Here is a 13616-nt window from a genome sequence, read left to right on the forward strand (position 1 = left end):
GCCGCTCACGCAGCGGGTGCGCGGCCGCCAACTCCTCCAGCTCGGCCACCAGCCGGGCCCCCTGGCCGAGCGCCAGCTCGGCCGCCACCCGCTCCTCGACGGCCGTCAGCCGCAACTCCTCCCAGCGCCGGGCCGCCAGGCTCGCGAACGGCTCGTCGGCGAACTCCGCGAGCGCCGGACCGCGCCACAGCCCCAGCGCCCGCCGCAGCACCGCCGCCCGTTCGGCCGGGTCGGCCAGGCCGCGCGCCGCCGCCGACAGCCGCTCGAACTCGACCGCGTCGACCTCGCCCGCCCCCGCCCCCAGCCGGTAGCCGCCCGCGCCCGCCGCCACCACGTCCCGCCCGCCCAGCGCCCGCAACCGCGACACCAGGGTCTGCAGGGCGTTGCTCGGCACGGCGGGCGGGTCCTCGCCCCACAGGTCCGCCACCAGGCGCTCGGACGACACCACCCGTCCGGCGTCCACCACCAGGCGCACCAGCAGCCCCCGCAGCCGCGCCCCGGCGACCTCCGCGCCCCGGACCTCCAACGGCCCCAGCACACCGATCCGCACGTGCCCACCCCCTCGCCGGCCAGTCTGCCACCCCGGCGCGGACGGTCGCGGCGCTCGGCCCCTTCGCCGGTCGGAGCGGTCAGCGGTCCAGCAGCCCCAGGAGGAGCAGCAGGAGGACGGCGGTGGCCAGCACGCCCTGGACGGCCGCGGCGAGGGGTAGGCGGAGGAGGAACAGGCCGGTCGCCGCCCCGGCGAGGACGGCCGCGGTGCCCGCCAGCTCCAGCGCGAACCGGCGTCTGGTCGTGGTCTTCCGCCGCCCCTGGAGGACCTCGAAGCTGCCGTGCAGGAACCACCCCGTCACGGCCACGGCCTCACCCGCCACCAGCAGCACCGTCAGGCCCAGGTCGAACAACAGCCACAGCACGCGCGCCGCCCTCCCGCCGGTTCCTGACAGGCATTCAACAACCTTGCCCACCAAGCCTGGTAGGTGGACGGACGGTGATTCCGCCGCTGCGGCTGCGGACGGGTCACGACTCCGGAGGCGGCGGGACGGCGTCTGCGGGGAGGCTGCCCACGATCACCGCCACCGTCGCCGCCGCGCCGTCCACCTCCTGCACCCGGCGGTCGGCGAACGTCACCTCGAAGCGGCCGCCGCCGAGCGGCCTGGTACGCGGGAGGTCGGAGCAGACGGGCGGAGCGGCCCGGCGGCTGAGGGTGAACCACCACATGCTCCTCCCCGGGGACAGCGCCCGCAGCCGCGGTTGCGCGAAGGCCGCCTCGAGCAGGTCCCGCCAGTCGGAGGCGTGCTCGGTCCTGGTGTCGGCCGCTGCCCGTCGGCGCATCGCCGCCCAGCGCGCCGGCCCGAGTTCGCCGCGCTCGTGGGCCTCGGCCAGCTCCCACGTCCGCAGGAAGGGCCACCGCTCGGTGAGCGCGCGCACCTTGGCCCCGTCGTGCCAGGAGCGCATCGCACCGGCGACCTCCGGGAGGCCCTGCGAACTGCCCGAAGCCATGTGGACGCCCCGGGCCCAGCAGTCGACCAGGAAGGAGCGCCCGTCCACGGCCATCAGGACGTTCGTCGAGCGGCCGTCGACCTCCACCCGCGCACCCGCGTACCGCCAGCCCGGCGAGGACGGCAGCCCGATCGTGAGCCCGGTGCCCGCCCGGTCGGCCACCGCCTGGAGGGCCCGCCGGAGGGAGCCCGCCGCCACCACCTCGGGATAGTGGACGAGGTACCCGTGCAGGGGGTGGGCGGGATCGGTCGGTGGCACCTCCGGGAGCGGATCGTGCTCGTGGTCGTGCTCGTGGTCGTACTCGTACTCGTGGAAGGGGTTGGCGACCCGGGCGTACCCCGGAGGAAGGTCGGACATGCGGTCGAGTGTGACTCACCCTCCCGCCACCGGAAGGACGTTGACCGAGTCGTGACGACCGGCGGGAGCCGCCCGGGCGGCGTCGGGCGTCGTGCACGGCCGCAGCACCGCGTAGTACGCGAACGGCGGGCCGTACAACCGGGTGACCCGCAGCCCGGCCCGCTCCGCCAGGCCGATCAGCGAGGACAGCCGGATCTGGTGCCGGTCGAAGAACTCGCCGACCACCAGCCGCCCGGAGGGTTTCAGCACCCGGCGCAGCTCGGCCAGCGCACGCGCCGGATCCGCGATCTCGCCCAGCGCCGTCACCAGGTACGCCGCGTCGAACACGCCCTCCGGGAAGGGGAGTTCACGGGCGTCGGCGCAGTTCGGCACGATGTTGCCGACGCCCCGCTCCGCGGCCCGGCGGCCCACGTGGTCGAGCATCTCCTGCTGGACGTCCACGACGTCCAACCGGCCGTCCGGGCCCAGCTGCGGTGCGACGTGCAGCGACTGCAGGCCCGTCCCGGGACCTATCTCCAGGACCCGCTCGCCCTTCCGGGCCCGCAGCACGTCGTCCAGCCGCTTCAGGGTCAGGAACGGCAGCGGCAGGTCGAGCAGCCGGCGCTGGGAGTACGGGTACGGCGCGGAGTCGGTGAACCACCAGGTGGCGACGGCGGCGGCAGCGCCCGCGCCGATCAGTGCCCGCGAATGCCTCATGTCGTGCCCCCGAATCTCCGGTCGGACCGTCGAAGCAGCTCCGACGGCCCCTCGGCGGTGGCGGTGCGCCACCTGCCGGTGCCCGCCCCTCGGGCACGACACCAGCATGTCGTCCGTACGCGCCCGAGGCAGTAGTGCCCGCATCCGACTTCATGGTGGTGCCAGGTACACCCCCCCCGGCCGACGGCCGCCACGTTCCGTGCCGGGCGCGGGACGCTACAGACCGGCCCGCGCCGGCTGCCGGTAGGGGGCCGTGCCCGAGCGGGGACTTCCGGGCGGTTCCGGGGCAGCGTCACGAAGAGGCGGGCCGCGGTGACGAGCGCGACGAGTCGGCGGGCGGGACGAGTCGGCGGGCGGGACGCGGCGCCGGTGACCGCGTGCACGCGCCCCGGCCCGTACGCGGTGAAGGATCCCGTCGACCGCCTGACGACGATCCGGCCGGCGCCCGCACCGCCCGTCGCCCACCGGCAGATGCGGCCGAAGCCGGTCCCGCCCGGCAGCCGCGGGACCGCCGCGCTCCTGCCGCCCCGCAGGGGTCGCTCCCCCTACCGCCGCACCAGCCAGGTCGCGATCTCGTCCACCACCGCAGGGTCCACGTGCCCCGGCCGCGCGTACTCGGCCGGGGTGGGTCGGCCGCTGCCGGCGAAGAAGAGGTGGTTGGCGTGCTCGTGGATCCGGATCGTCACCCCCGGTCGGCCCGCCAGGCCGCGCTGCCAGCCGGTCAGATCGTCGGCGACGGTCACCTGGTAGTCCCTCCCGCCCTGGAGGACCAGCATCGGGCAGGCCAGCCGGGCGGCCGTGGCCACCGGGTCGTAGGCGCGCAGATCGAGCCAGTAGGCGGCGGAGAACCCCAGCGGCAGCAACTCCGCCGGGGTGTCGGGCGTGAGACCCGGGTCCGCCACCGAACGGGCCTGCCGGACCAGTGTCGACACCATCTCGTCCGCGCTCGGACCGGGGGCGGTCTCCGCGAGGTGGCGAGCCACCCGGACGGCCGCCTCGTGCATCGGCTGGGTGTCCGCGGCGAGCAGCACCAGGCCCGCGATCGACGGGTCGGCGGCGGCGACCCGAGGTGCCGCCTTGCCGCCCATGCTGTGCCCGAGCAGGTGGATCCGGTCCGCGGCCACCTCGGGCTGCTGTCGCAGCAGCCCGACGGCGGCGAGTGCATGGGGCAGGTACTCATCAGCCATGGTGAAGTCCGGGGGCAGCCGATCCGGGTGCGTGAAGGTCACCTTGTCGAAGCGCAGCACGGCCACCCGGCGGGAGGCGAGCCCCCAGGCGAGGTCCTTCAGCGGCTTGTTCGGGCCGCTGCTCCCGTCCCGGTCGAACGCGCCGCCACCGCCGAGCAGCACCGCGGCGGGCCACGGGCCGGCCCCGACGGGCAGGGTGAGCGTGCCGGGGACCGCGAGCGGTCCGGTGCCGAGCAGGATCTCCCGCTCGGTGAACCGGTCCGCGTCCACGTAGTGCGGCGGGCTCCAGGCGGCATCGCCGTGCGCATCGAGTCTCAACCCCTGCAGCAGACCGTCTCCGCCGACCGACGTGACCACGACGAATCGTCCGCCGCCGCAGGTCACCGGGATGCGCACGCGCACCGGGTCGGCCCCGCCGGCTTCGGCCACCGGCTCCTCGACCGCCGTGATCCCGCCTTGTCCGGCAGCCTCGGTCGTCCATGCGAGCCGTAGTGCCTCGGCGGAGACCGCGGCCCGCAGCGGGGGCGCGAACAGGCCCACGGATTCACCGAACCGCTCCGCCTGCAGCAGCGCGGCGAAGCGCCGTGCCACCTCCAGCGCCCCGCCCTCATCTATTCTCATACTTGAGAAAGGTAGCAGCTGTGAGAAAGTCGGGCATGGAATCCCTGGACCTGCTCGCCCACCCCATCCGGCTGCGGATCGTGCATGCGATGGGCGGCGGAAGGCTGCTGACCACCTCTCAGCTCTGCGCGCGCATCCCGGAAGCCTCCAAAGCCACCGTCTACCGGCACATCGACCTGCTGGTGGACGGCGGGATACTGGAGGTGGCCGAAGAACGCAGGGTGCGCGGCGCGGTGCAGCGGCACTACCGGCTGCGGCAGGATCGGGCCGTGATCGGCCCCGACACGGTCCGCACGCTCACCCCCGAGGACCACCGGCGGGCCTTCGCCACCGCGATGACCGCCCTGCTGGCCGAGTTCACCGCCTACCTCGACCGCGACGCAGCCGATCCCGTGGCCGACCGCGTGGGATACCGCCAGCACGCGCTCTGGCTCAGCCCGGCCGAACTGGACGAACTGATCGTCGAGCTGCGCGCGGCCATTGCGCCGAAACTCGCCAACCGGCCCGGTCCCGAGCGGACGCAGTACCTGCTCAGCCCCATCCACTTCCCGATGGAGGCCCCTCGGCCGGACAACTCCTGAGGCCCGTCCGGTGGACCACGGCGCCGCAGGCTGCAGCGCATGCACAGCACGCTGACCGAGCACGCCCGGTGTCTTCGGGGAGACGAGCCCCGTCCGACACCGGCGTGCGGTCGAGAGCACGACGAGCACTACTCTGCGGTCGGACGGGTCGCTCCGGCCGGGCCGGGTGCTTCGGGCCCGGGTGTGAGCGGCCGGCCGAACCCGCCTGTCAACCGGTCGAGGTCGCCTGGCAGGGGTCGGTCGGAACGCTTGACCGTCTCGCGGGGCGTCGTCCGCACCCGATCGGGGTGGAGCCGGCTGCGGCGGTCCCTCCAACAGGTCGTCGGCCTTCACGTGGAGCGCGGTCACGCGGGAGCCCGAGCCGGTCTCCGCTCACCGGCATCGGACTCCCTCGTGCTGCTCCGGTACGGAACGGGCGCGGCTGGTCCCGGTGCGCGGTCAAGCGCGCCGGGCGCGAACGGCCAGGAACGGTGGGAGTTCCGCCCTGCGGGGCTGCGCGGCCACCACCCGGTCGTCCGGGGGCGGCTCGGCAACGGATTCCACGGCGAACCCGTGCCGGACCAGAGCCGTCAGGTACGTGGACAGCGTTCGATGCCGGTTGCCGGCCCGGCGGGCGCCTTCGGGGTTGTCCGAGCGCCAGAATCCTTCGGCGAGGTAGTCCCCGACCACCCGTCGGGGCGGCCGGTCGGTGGCGGGTGTCCAAGCTGCGTGCGGTGCTTCGAAGCACGGGTGCGGGACCGTGAAGGCAAGCGCGCCCCGAGCTGTCAGCACGCGCCGTACGGCCGCGAGCGCGGCATCGAGGTCAGGCACGTTGTTCAGGCACAGCCCGGCGGTCACCCAATCGACCGAGTCGGCGGCGACCGTGCTCAGCACGCACCCGTCATCGACCGCGTAGACCACTGAGCCGGGGCCGCCGGGGCCGCCGGGGCCGCCGGAGCTGCCGGAGCCGGCTGCGCGGGCGTGCTCGATCATCCGAGGTGAAGGATCGATGCCCACGACCGAGGCTCCGCGGGCGGCCACCGCGCGGGCGACGATGCCTTCCCCGCAGCCGAGGTCGAGAACGCGGCACCCGCCGAGTTCGTCGGGCAGGAGCCCGAGCAGCACGTCGCAGTTGAACTCGTGCATCGGGGAACCGCTCCGCAGCAGCCCTGCGTACCAGTCAGCGATGGTGTCCCAGGAATCAGTCATCAAAACCCGGACGCTACCCGCTCCTGCCAGGACACCACCACCGACTTTCAGCCCGGCCCCGGCCCTTGGCATCATCAGTCGTCCGGTACCCCGTCAGAACCCACAACACGGTCCTGGTGATCGTCACTGGTGGGGCGTGGCCGATGTGACGGATCGTCCGTTCGTGGTGGCGTGAGCAACAAGCCGTGGATGGTGGACGACGAGCTGTGGGCCAGGATCGGGCCGCTGCTGCCGCTGCTGCCGCTGCTGCCGCTGCTGCCGGTGTGGCCGGAGCGGTCGCCGGGCCCGCGTCCGGTGGACGACCGGCTGTGCCTGCAGGGCATCCTGTTCGTGCTGTAACACCGGCATCAGCTGGCAGCAGGCTGGGGTGCTCGAGGCGCTGCACCGCTTGCTCCTGGCCGAGTTGAACGCGGCCGGGATGGTCGGCTGGTCGGCTGGACGCGTGCCTGCGTGGACGCCTCCCACGTGCGCGCGGAAAAAGGGGTGAGGCGACCGGCCCGTCGCCGGTCGACCGCCGCAAGACCGGCAGCAAACACCACCTGATCGGCGACGGCGGCGGCATCCCGTGCCGCGTGGTCACCACCGCGGCCAACGTCATCGACCGGTGGGACGAGGAGGACGAGGCCCGCCGGATCCGCTCCCGGCCCCGCACCATCGGCGAGTACCTGGCCGCCGAGCGGTCGCTGCCGGCGCCGCTGCCGGAGGAGACGTTCGAGACGGGTCGGCTGTTCACCCCGCGGGTCGACCGATACAGCCAGATCGGGGTGCGCAACAACCGCTACTCGGTGCCGGTGCCGGTGCGGCTGATCGGCCGGACGGTGAGGGTGATGCTGCACGCCTCCGAACTGGTCGTCTACGACGGCCGGGAGGAGGTCGCCCGGCACGAGCGGCTGATCGCCAAGGGCGGTACCCGGCTCGATTTGGACCACTACCTGGAGGCCCTGGTCCGCAAGCTCGGCGCCCTGCCCGGGGCGACCGCGCTCGACCAGGCCCGCTCCGCCGGCCGCTTCACACCGGTCCACGACGCCTGGTGGGCGGCCGTCCGCAAGGCCCACGGCGAGCGCGAAGGCACCCGCGCGCTGATCGAGGCCCGGCTGCTGGGCCGCCACCTGCCCCACGAGCACCTTGTCGCCGGTCTCGCCGCCATTGACCGGGCATGCCGGATACTGCGGCTGCCCACCGTCCGATCTCAGTTCCCCGAACTCGCCGAAAGCGCCGCCCGCGAGCAGATGTCCTACCCCGGCTTCCGCTCCGGGCTGCTGATGTCCGAGTGCGACGACCGGGCCCGGCGCCGCTCGGGACGGCGGATCAAGGCCGCCGGCTTCCCCCGGGACAAGTCCCTGCGGAAGTTCGACTTCGACGCGAACCCGGACATCGACCCGGCGACGGTCCACACCCTCGCGACCTGCGAGTGGATCAAGAAGAGCCTGCCGCTCTGCCTGATCGGCGGCTCCGCACCGGCAAGTCCCACCTGCTGATCGCGCTCGGCACCGAGGCCGCGACGGCCCCGGCTACCGGGTCAAGTACGTGCCGGCCACCAGGCTCGTCAACGAGCTCGCCGAGGCCGCGGACGAGAAGCAGCCGGCCAGGACCATCGCCCGCTACGGCCGCGTCGACCTGCTCTGCATCGACGAACTCGGCTACATGGAACTCGACCGCCGCGGCGCCGAGCTGCTGTTCCAGGTCCTGACCGAGCGGGAGGAGAAGAAGAGCGTGGCCATCGCCTCGAACGAGTCGTTCGCCAAAGCGCACATGTTCCGGCGAACCCGTGCAAGGCGGCGCCGAAGCTTCACAGGTTCGGGGAGGGCCGCTCAGGCCTTCTGCTGCCACATGGGGCCGTAGGTCCGGTTGTAGTGCTCGATGACTTCGCGGACGTCGGGATCGGGGTGGTTCTCGGCCTGCTGGACGAGCCGTTCCAGCAGAGTCCAGGCTTCGCAGCTGGCAGCCAGGCTGGCCAGGTTCGGGTAGTCGTCGTCCTCGGCGGCTGCGAGCTGGTCCATGAAGAGCGGTTCCAGCAGCGGCATGCGCTGGTCGCGCGGGATGCGGGCGACGACCTCGCGTGCGGGTCCGATCCAGCGCTCGGATTTGACGGCCCAGTGGAACAGCTCGGGCAGCAGCGGGATGACGTCGTGGTGGAAAGCCTTGAGGTAGTCGAAAGCGGCGCCCTGCTGCCAGGCCCCTGCTTCCGGGGCGAGCGCAGCTCGGAGCACGGCTTGCTTGTCGTCGGCCTGCTGGTAGAAGTCGGCCTGTCGGCGGTGCAGTTCGCGTTTGGCCTCGACGAACGAGTCCCACAGTTCCTGGTCCGGGGGCGTGGTGGTCACGGGTTCTCCAGTCGTCGAGACGTGCTCTGGTCGGGCAGGCGGCCGGGATCGATGTGGTCGGCGAGGTAGATCATGACGCCTTCGGGGTCCATGTCGAAGGTCGCGGCGACGAGTTTCGGGTCGAGGGTGCTCACCAGATCGGCGAGACGGGTGCGGCGAAGCGTGCGGGGCGAGACTCCGCAGGGGTCCAGGACATGGCTGAGACAGGCGGTCGACGCGGGCTGCTGCCCGGTCTTGGTCACCCTGGTGACCAAGACGTGCGGGTTGCTGCTTCCCTGAGCGTCTCGGTGGGCCAGGCAGTGTTGGAGTGCGGACCAGCTGACGGGGTCCAGCGGGACCGGATGCGGCCGTTTGCCCGGTCGCACCGTTCGGGCGGCAGGGTCGAGGTCTGTCAGTCCCAGCAGCCGGACCTCGCGACTGGAGGCCGCGTGCAGTAGGGCGAGGAGGCCGAACAGGGCTTCGTGCGGGGGGACGCCGGGTTCGGAGGTCCAGCGACGGAACAGGACCCGTTGTTGTTCGACGGTGACGGTGGCGCCGGTGAACCCGGGCGACCGCCGCGAGCCGATCTGCCGAGTTGGATCGATCAGCACGATTCGGCGGGAGCGGGCGAAGCGGAAGAACCGACGCAGCACCACCAGACGGCGCTCGCGGGCTTTGGGGCCGCCGGCCAGGAATGCCTCGATGTCGTGGACGTCCACGAGAGACCACGCCGGCTTCCTCCGCTGGTCGGAGAGGAACAGCGCCAGGTCGCGGATGACGGCCGGGGCTGCCTCGATGGTCGTGTCGGTGCGAGGAAGCGTGCCCGCCTTCAGTGCACGCTCCCGGGTGTCGGGGTACGAGCTCATCTGCTCAGCCACGTACGAGTGAACGTGCTCAGGTCTTTGGTATGTCGCAAGGTGGTGATTGGCAGTCTTTCGCGTGTCCTGCTGGACGTGTGAAGGGCGGTTGAGGTGGTCTTGGACCCGCAACGCTGGTTGGAGCTTCGGCGCTTTCGCGCTCTGCATCAGTCAGGCGCGATGACCGTTTCGGAGATCGCTCGTGAGACCGGGCTGAACCGCCGGACCGTCCGCAAGTACCTCTCCGAGCAGGCACCGCCCATTCCGCCGAGCGCAAGTACCCGACGGGGCACTCGCCGACAGGTGGTGGAGGAGGTCGCCCCGCTGATCGACGCCATGCTGCGGCCCGAGCTACCGGCTCAAGAACCGGCTCGCCGCCATCGACGGCGACGCCGAAGTCGCGTGACTGCCGGCCCCGGAACAGCCTGGACAAATCCCGCTCGCCACAAGCCTGGCACCGCTATCCTCCCCGGATGTCTCTCCGCCAGTACGCCTACTTCGGTCTGTCCAGCCAGCACATCTCCGCCGACGAGATGACCTCGCGACTGGGCATCACCCCTGACGAAGTGACCGTCCGCGGCAGCCGGATCACCACGCCGAGGGCGATTCCCGCGAGCCACCGTTGGAAGATCGTCTGCCGGGAGCCCGGCCTCTGCGTCGACGAACAGATCGCCCGCATCCTCGACCGGCTCCGGCCTCACACGGCCCGCATCGCCGAACTCGTGGGCCAGCTCTCCGCCGACGACGGCGGCGCAGTCCTGCAGGTCGTCCGCTGTTTCAATGACACCGACCACGATGAATCGCCCAGCCACCCGGACGCGCCCGACGCCCCCAACCTGTTCGGCTGGCATCTCGACCGCGATGTTCTGGACTTCCTCGCCGCAGTCAACGCCGAGCTCGACGTGGACGAGTACGACATGACCCCAGGCGGGGACATCACCTGAGCACGCGACTTCGTACATACCTGGGCACAGGAGTCAGCACCCCGACATTGTCGGCGTACACCCGTATCTGCTCAGGACGGTACAAACAAAGGTGCTGAGCTCCCTTGGCCAAGACGAGGGTGCTCGGCGTAATCCGGAGGCGGTATGGGCGGGGATCCGGAACACTTCGCCGAGTGATCGCGATGCAGCCCGTCCTGGAGATCTACACCCCTGATGGCTTCGACCTCTGGCCTGTCGCCGAGATCGAGCCGTTCGACTTCCTTCCCCTCAGCGGTGAGCTCTCACCCGCTGAGGTCGGGACAGCGGTGATGCGCATCGCGGGCTGCAACGACATCGACCCCGACGGCGACCGGCCGCCGCGTCCGCCCGACGCACTCGGCTCGTTCCTCCACGGACTGCTGACCTTCGACTCCCTTTTCGCAGCCGGCGGCCTGCGGGTCACCGACAGCTCCACAGGGGTCACCTTCGTGCCCGGCTGCTGCGACGGCCTGGAGGACTGGCGCGAGTGGCACCGGTTCGTCGACGAGGGCAGCCTGCTCGGCTTCGGTCACGAACCCGTGTCACCGCTTGCGGAGCGCTTCGGCGACACCGTCCGACTCACCGTCAACAACGAGCAGACCGACAGTCCAGTGATCGAGCTGTCCGCCACCGAGCTCCGTCACCTGCTCGCCGGCGCCGAACGCGACCTGACTGACTTTCTCGCACTGGCAGCCGACTGGGCCTCCAGGCACCTGCCCGGCCACTGCGGTCCCGTCACAGCCGCCCTCGCCCGTGTTCTCGACCTCCCCGTGCCGACCGAACCGCTGGAGCCGTAGGACAGCGGTCCCGGTCGGACGGGGGCCCGGGATGTCATCGTGTCCGACGCGGTGAGCGTATTCGTGTGTACCTGCCTGAGCACTTCGGCGTGTACGCCGACACCGGGCTCGCAGCATGAACGACGAGAACAACTGGACCTGAGCCCGCAGCGGATGCGGGACGGCGTCGATCCTGCGCCGGCGGCGGCCGGCGGCCAGTCGTTCGTGGTGATCGGTCGGCAGCGCGAGCCCCTGCTGGGTGAGGAACTCTTCCAGGCCCCGGGCCGGGGATCCCATCGAGCGACCAGGCCGGCGCGAGCGCTCCAGCAGGGCCTGCGGGTGGTCGGAGTACTCGTCCGCGAGCAGGCACCCCAGAGTGCTGAGCAAGGTGCAGGCGCGGCCGACGCAGTGCCGGGCGGCGAGACAGCCCGCGAAGTTCATGAGCCAACCGGGCGGGGAAGCCAGCCGGGCGGCGAGGTTCCGGGCCGCGACGAAGGGCCGGTCGGGGTGCTTTTGCCAGCAGGCCGAGCACAGGCCCAGCCCGGCATGGCGACGCGTCTGCCCGCATCCGGCGCACGGACGCGAGGGCTGCTTGGACTGCCTCGGGCGTGAGCAGTGCCCGCGCCGGCCCGTGTCCGTCCGCAGGAAGTCCGGTCGCCGGCAGCGCGGACAGTCCTGCTTGCGGGCTTCGTGGTCGGCCTTGCGTCGGCAGAGCCCGCAGAGGTCGGCCTGCGGTGACCGGACCGGGTGGCCGCAGTCGCGGCAGATCCTGGAGCAGGTGATGCAGCGGCCGGTGCCGGCTTGCCGCACGCGGGCCTTGCCGCACTCGGGGCAGATGCCTCGCGCGGCCGCGTCATTCATGCGGGCGGTGCAGTGGCAGCAGAACTCGCGGCCGACGAAGCCGACCGGAGCCCCGCAGCCGGTGCAGTCGCGTTGGCGTTTCCCCACGTCAGGACCGCCCTTCGGTCAGATCGGCGGCATGGACCGACCCCGGCCCGCGAGGAGCCCGGGCGTCTGCGTCTCGGGGCGGATCGGGGATACCGGCTGTTCGACCGGGGTCGTGTCGATTTCGATCAGGTCGTTGGGGGTGCAGTCCAGCGCGGTGCACAGGGCCGCCAGGGTGGACGTCTTCACCTGGGTGGGCTCTTTGGCGAGCAGGGCTGACACCGGGGCGGACGACAGTTCCAGGCCGGCCTTCTCGGCCAGGAGCCTTCGCAGTCGGGCGCCGGTCCAGACCTCGCGTTGAGCGGCGGCCGTCCGCAGCTTCCACTTGATGTTCACGGCGTCGGGTCCTCTCCGGTGAGCTCGCCCAGGGTGTCGGTGACCGCGCGTCGGTAGGCGTCCTCGATGAACGTCAAACCCGCACGTCGCAGCACCAACCGACCGAAGCGAACATGTGCCGGCCCCAGAAGGCTGGACCAAGACCTTCACCGACCCCCGGCTCCGCGCGGCCGTCGTCGACCGCCTCACCTTCAACGGCACCATCATCGAGACCGGCCATCGAGACCGGCACCGACTCCTACCGACGCGCCGGCACCCGCGCCCGGCAGGAACGGACGGCAAGCTGACCACCGTCCCCGGAGTTCCGGGAATCACCTTCGGGCCCTGCCCTCACTCGGCCTCCGCGGAGGAGACCTGGTCGTCCATCAGACGAACCATGCATGCCAACGCAGCTGCCGGGTCAGTGGTCTCCAGCGCCGCATGGTCCGGTCCCCACGGATGTGTCATCACGACAAAGCCACTGGTCGACGCGGCGATTGCCGGGAACGGCTCTACGGCATAGTCACGGAAGTCGCCCGTCGCCGACACATGCAGCTCGTTCATGCTGGTCCACACGAACATCCTCCGCAGCACCGGCTCCGCCGCCGCCAGCTGCAGTACGGCCCACACTCCAGGACCGGCCCAGTCCCCAGGTTGATGCGGCGGTCGCCAGGTCTCCAACTCCCCCTGCCACGTCCTATCGCACTCGCTGTCCCCGCCTGAGATCGCCATGCCCCGACCATCGAGCGGATCCTTGCCCGCTGTCAACGCCGGACACTGCGGGAGATCAGCGACATGCGCGAGTGCTCTCGGTTCTCACCGATACCCGACCCGCCATCAACGGCCAACCGCTGCCAGAACTCAGGTTCTGGTCCAACTTCTGTGGCGTGCCTACTCCCTGTGACTGTTGATCTTGCCGGAACGTCTCCCGAGATCGTCTGGAAACGGCCGGTGACGGCGACGTTGGGGCTGATGGTTTTGGGCTGTGCGCGAGGTACTGCTCCGGCTGGAAGAGCTGCTCTTCCTGTCGGCTTCGGAGATCAGGGTGGTGTCGGTGCAGGACGACGGCGATGTGATCCGGGTCGGTGTCAGATCCCGGACTGCCGAGGCTCGCTGCCCGGGCTGCGGGAGCTGGTCGCGGCGGGTCCACGGCTCCTACCTGCGGTTTCCCGCCGATCTTCCCGTGGCAGGGCGGCAGGTGGTGCTGCGGCTGCGGGTCCGGCGGTTCACGTGCGGGGACGCCTCATGCGAGCGGCGGACGTTCGTCGAGCAGGTCACGGGCCTGACCCGCCGACACAGTCAGCGGACCGAACGAATGCGGTCGGTGCTGG

The 13616-nt window shown here is 71.6% G+C and carries 16 protein-coding genes and 3 pseudogenes; 9 read left to right on the forward strand and 10 right to left on the reverse strand.

The annotated features are described in order from the left end of the window. The 5 genes from ACFUEL_RS21615 to ACFUEL_RS21635 all read right to left on the reverse strand — a co-directional run. A partial coding sequence (locus ACFUEL_RS21615) for a BTAD domain-containing putative transcriptional regulator (RefSeq protein ID WP_380238113.1) occupies positions 1–550 on the reverse strand: 550 nt, incomplete at its 3' end. 79 nt (positions 551–629) lie between these two features. Beyond that, positions 630–914, reverse strand: coding sequence for a hypothetical protein (locus ACFUEL_RS21620; protein WP_380238114.1), 285 nt, complete (start codon positions 912–914; stop codon positions 630–632). A 103-nt stretch (positions 915–1017) separates the two neighbouring features. Further along, the gene (locus ACFUEL_RS21625; protein WP_380238116.1) at positions 1018–1857 is read right to left on the reverse strand and encodes a DUF6193 family natural product biosynthesis protein; all 840 of its coding nucleotides are present in this window, start codon (positions 1855–1857) and stop codon (positions 1018–1020) included. Between the two features lie 15 nt (positions 1858–1872). Further along, positions 1873–2553, reverse strand: a complete 681-nt coding sequence (locus tag ACFUEL_RS21630) for a class I SAM-dependent methyltransferase (protein WP_380238117.1) — start codon at positions 2551–2553, stop codon at positions 1873–1875. Positions 2554–3098: 545 nt separating this feature from the next. Beyond that, positions 3099–4361, reverse strand: coding sequence for an alpha/beta hydrolase family protein (locus ACFUEL_RS21635; protein WP_380238118.1), 1263 nt, complete (start codon positions 4359–4361; stop codon positions 3099–3101). 35 nt (positions 4362–4396) lie between these two features. On the opposite strand from ACFUEL_RS21635, the gene ACFUEL_RS21640 reads away from it, so the two are divergent. Next, on the forward strand, positions 4397–4942 hold the full coding sequence (locus tag ACFUEL_RS21640; protein ID WP_380238120.1) for a helix-turn-helix domain-containing protein: 546 nt from the start codon (positions 4397–4399) through the stop codon (positions 4940–4942). 438 nt (positions 4943–5380) lie between these two features. Here ACFUEL_RS21640 and ACFUEL_RS21645 read toward each other — a convergent pair whose 3' ends face one another. After that, positions 5381–6067 carry a class I SAM-dependent methyltransferase gene (locus tag ACFUEL_RS21645; RefSeq protein ID WP_380238122.1) on the reverse strand — a complete coding sequence of 229 codons (687 nt, stop codon included), beginning with the start codon at positions 6065–6067 and terminating at the stop codon, positions 5381–5383. A 234-nt stretch (positions 6068–6301) separates the two neighbouring features. On the opposite strand from ACFUEL_RS21645, the gene ACFUEL_RS21650 reads away from it, so the two are divergent. From ACFUEL_RS21650 to ACFUEL_RS21660, 3 genes and pseudogenes are all read left to right on the forward strand, one after another. After that, on the forward strand, positions 6302–6469 hold the full coding sequence (locus ACFUEL_RS21650; RefSeq protein WP_380238124.1) for a hypothetical protein: 168 nt from the start codon (positions 6302–6304) through the stop codon (positions 6467–6469). Between the two features lie 233 nt (positions 6470–6702). After that, a pseudogene (locus ACFUEL_RS21655) lies at positions 6703–7038 on the forward strand (IS21 family transposase); the annotation flags it as partial. Positions 7039–7224: 186 nt separating this feature from the next. Beyond that, a pseudogene (locus ACFUEL_RS21660) lies at positions 7225–7870 on the forward strand (ATP-binding protein); the annotation flags it as partial. A gap of 71 nt (positions 7871–7941) precedes the next feature. On the opposite strand, the gene ACFUEL_RS21665 reads toward ACFUEL_RS21660, so the two are convergent. Together ACFUEL_RS21665 and ACFUEL_RS21670 are read right to left on the reverse strand one after the other, a co-directional pair. Continuing rightward, positions 7942–8451 (reverse strand): hypothetical protein, encoded by a 510-nt coding sequence (locus tag ACFUEL_RS21665; RefSeq protein WP_380238125.1) that lies wholly within the window; start codon positions 8449–8451, stop codon positions 7942–7944. Next, positions 8448–9308, reverse strand: a complete 861-nt coding sequence (locus tag ACFUEL_RS21670) for a hypothetical protein (RefSeq protein WP_380238127.1) — start codon at positions 9306–9308, stop codon at positions 8448–8450. The genes ACFUEL_RS21665 and ACFUEL_RS21670 overlap by 4 nt, the downstream gene beginning before the upstream one ends. 93 nt (positions 9309–9401) lie before the next feature. On the opposite strand from ACFUEL_RS21670, the gene ACFUEL_RS21675 reads away from it, so the two are divergent. The 3 genes from ACFUEL_RS21675 (at position 9402) to ACFUEL_RS21685 (ending at position 11046) form a co-directional block, all read left to right on the forward strand. After that, positions 9402–9824: a helix-turn-helix domain-containing protein gene (locus ACFUEL_RS21675; RefSeq protein ID WP_380238128.1), complete on the forward strand. Its 423-nt coding sequence runs from the start codon at positions 9402–9404 to the stop codon at positions 9822–9824. Further along, positions 9761–10231 (forward strand): DUF4279 domain-containing protein, encoded by a 471-nt coding sequence (locus ACFUEL_RS21680; protein ID WP_380238130.1) that lies wholly within the window; start codon positions 9761–9763, stop codon positions 10229–10231. The genes ACFUEL_RS21675 and ACFUEL_RS21680 overlap by 64 nt, the downstream gene beginning before the upstream one ends. Before the next feature lie 182 nt (positions 10232–10413). Beyond that, complete coding sequence (locus tag ACFUEL_RS21685; protein ID WP_380238137.1) at positions 10414–11046, forward strand: hypothetical protein; 633 nt, start codon at positions 10414–10416, stop codon at positions 11044–11046. Between the two features lie 945 nt (positions 11047–11991). On the opposite strand, the gene ACFUEL_RS21690 is transcribed toward ACFUEL_RS21685, so the two are convergent. Beyond that, positions 11992–12306, reverse strand: a complete 315-nt coding sequence (locus ACFUEL_RS21690) for a helix-turn-helix domain-containing protein (protein WP_380238132.1) — start codon at positions 12304–12306, stop codon at positions 11992–11994. Between the two features lie 130 nt (positions 12307–12436). Here ACFUEL_RS21690 and ACFUEL_RS21695 point away from each other — a divergent pair. Continuing rightward, positions 12437–12593, forward strand: a pseudogene (locus ACFUEL_RS21695) (AAA family ATPase); the annotation flags it as partial. A 43-nt stretch (positions 12594–12636) separates the two neighbouring features. Here ACFUEL_RS21695 and ACFUEL_RS21700 read toward each other — a convergent pair. Then, positions 12637–13017 carry a DUF6193 family natural product biosynthesis protein gene (locus tag ACFUEL_RS21700; RefSeq protein ID WP_380238134.1) on the reverse strand — a complete coding sequence of 127 codons (381 nt, stop codon included), beginning with the start codon at positions 13015–13017 and terminating at the stop codon, positions 12637–12639. Positions 13018–13270: 253 nt separating this feature from the next. Here ACFUEL_RS21700 and ACFUEL_RS21705 point away from each other — a divergent pair. Then, positions 13271–13616, forward strand: a 346-nt coding sequence (locus ACFUEL_RS21705; RefSeq protein WP_380238135.1) for a transposase family protein, incomplete at its 3' end; no start/stop codon positions are given.

The organism is Kitasatospora sp. NPDC057198, from assembly GCF_042670125.1.
Taxonomy (GTDB): Bacteria; Actinomycetota; Actinomycetes; order Streptomycetales; family Streptomycetaceae; genus Kitasatospora.